Source organism: Luteibacter sp. P4_D7_3 (genome assembly GCF_056401735.1).
The window spans coordinates 1-1,812 of record NZ_JBFUIT010000504.1; the positions used below are offsets into that span (position 1 = coordinate 1).

Annotated in this window: 2 protein-coding genes; one reads left to right on the forward strand and one right to left on the reverse strand. The window is 60.5% G+C overall.

What is annotated here, in order from left to right; genetic code table 11:
* Nucleotides 1–471: hypothetical protein (locus AC1DSN_RS22095; protein ID WP_477332928.1), on the reverse strand; the 471-nt coding region annotated here is incomplete at its 3' end.
* Between the two features lie 286 nt (nucleotides 472–757).
* Between AC1DSN_RS22095 and AC1DSN_RS22100 the strand changes: the two genes are divergently transcribed.
* Nucleotides 758–991 (forward strand): hypothetical protein, encoded by a 234-nt coding sequence (locus tag AC1DSN_RS22100; protein WP_477298025.1) that lies wholly within the window; start codon nucleotides 758–760, stop codon nucleotides 989–991.
* Nucleotides 992–1,812: the final 821 nt, after the last annotated feature.

Here is a 1,812-nt window from a genome sequence, read left to right on the forward strand (position 1 = left end):
GTCAAGGACCAGTGCGGTGACAGTGGAGGGGCCTACGACCAGAGCCCACGCGTCGCCGCAAAATTGCCCGTCCCGAAAGACATGCTGCGCCACGCCGAACATCGCATCGACGGCGGGTCCTGAAGGACCTACGCGCACCATCGCTACCGTGCCTTGCGGGCCATTCCACTGATCACTGCGGGCCGAGGATGGTAGGGAAGGCGGAGGACTCAGGTCGACGGTCTCAGGATGGGAAGCGACCACTTCCACACCCCGCCCTTCGCCGCTGAGCACGCGCAGATGGAGGCRTCCGCCCGGGGTTGCCGCGAAGCGCGCTGACCAGAGCCGAACAACGGCCGTTACCGCTTCGGCATCATCGTCATCAAGGCCGTTGGACCTGGCCAGGCGCGCGGCCTCGTAGACGGCCTGTGATGCCTCATGCGGATGCGAGACCGTGAGGTCGAGGGCAGTTGAGCCGGTGAAGCAGTCCATGTTCGCGCCTCCTTGCCATGGTGGGCCCGACATGGGGCGGGCCGCGGACAGGAACGAGGGGGAGAATGTCGGACGCCATGTGAAAGGACCGCCACGGCGAGCGGCATCGGTCACGGAAGACATGGTCCCTAGAATGCCCCGGACCTGACGTCTCCGGGTAGATCGAAATGGGAGGTATAAGTCAGGCCTTCGGTGAGGCGTTTCGAATAGGTAATTGTTTGGATGGCGATCTGGGCGACTGAGGCATCGTGAGGGGTGCGCCGGACACATCGGAGATGGGCCCCATATGAAAGACGACAAATCGGGTGTCATGACCCTGGCGATGATGGTGCGACACGCGAATGTCACAGGCGACGCAGCGCTCCTCTGCGACTTTGACGAGGCCCGTTTCCCCACGCGGCTATTGGTTTCCGGGACATCTGCGCTGGGTATGCAAAAGCTTGCTGCGGCTGCCACGATTCTGTCAATGCAGCTCGGTCCCGTTGCCTTGCCTGCACGGAACGTTGATTCCATCAGCTGAACTCTAGTAACCGAATTCTTCTAACCACGCATTTACTGAGCTCGGAAACCGGTCGAGCTGTTGCTGCGAATAAACCTGGCACGTCGTACAACTCGCCCACGTGATCGTACTGGCTGGAATATTTTCCACCGCGACGATACCCAGGCCGGAAATTCGACTCATCGATGGGAGGAGCGCACGGTGAAGCATGGTCAGTCCAACCCGAGCAGCGCTGTTACTCCGGCCTCAGCTTCGGCAGCGGCGCTAGCGTCGTCGGCAATAATTAGGTAACGCCACTTTCTGTCCGTCTCACGTGTGTCGGCAGTCAGCAACACTTGCCGGTCTCCCAGCGCGTTCGCCAATGAAGCGCGGCGCAGACGATCGACGCTCGCTTCGAACGTTAACATTCCCTTCCCAACACGGCTATCTGCGTGCCAAAAGGATGATAGGGCATCTCCGCGTATCCAGATTTCCAGCTCGCGAAGAGAGGTTCCCCAGTTGCGGAGAACCGCTGTGGCCACCGGGACGATTCTTGTTGAGTTCCATGAATAAGCTGCTGCGCAGCTCGCTCTAGTGATCTCATTCCCGTCGAATCAGCCGTGGACCCCTCATTCGTCGGCACACTGGGCGCGGCACACGTAAAGCACATCTGTGTTTAAGAACGTACTTCGGCTGCGCCGTGATAGCGACCGGCGTAGCGCAAACGCGCAGGAGACACCAGGGGGCCGCCAAGTCACCCGGTTCAGCTCCCACATCGTCCGGAGTGATTTGGGTTGCACGAATGTCGACTGAGCGTCAGGAATACTCGCCAGCCAACCAAGCAGCGGCCATCAAGTCATACG

What these genes read in the sequence shown, in the direction of transcription:
- AC1DSN_RS22100 (WP_477298025.1), top strand. Translation starts at nt 758, where the DNA reads ATGAAAGACGACAAATCGGGTGTCATGACCCTGGCGATGATGGTGCGA.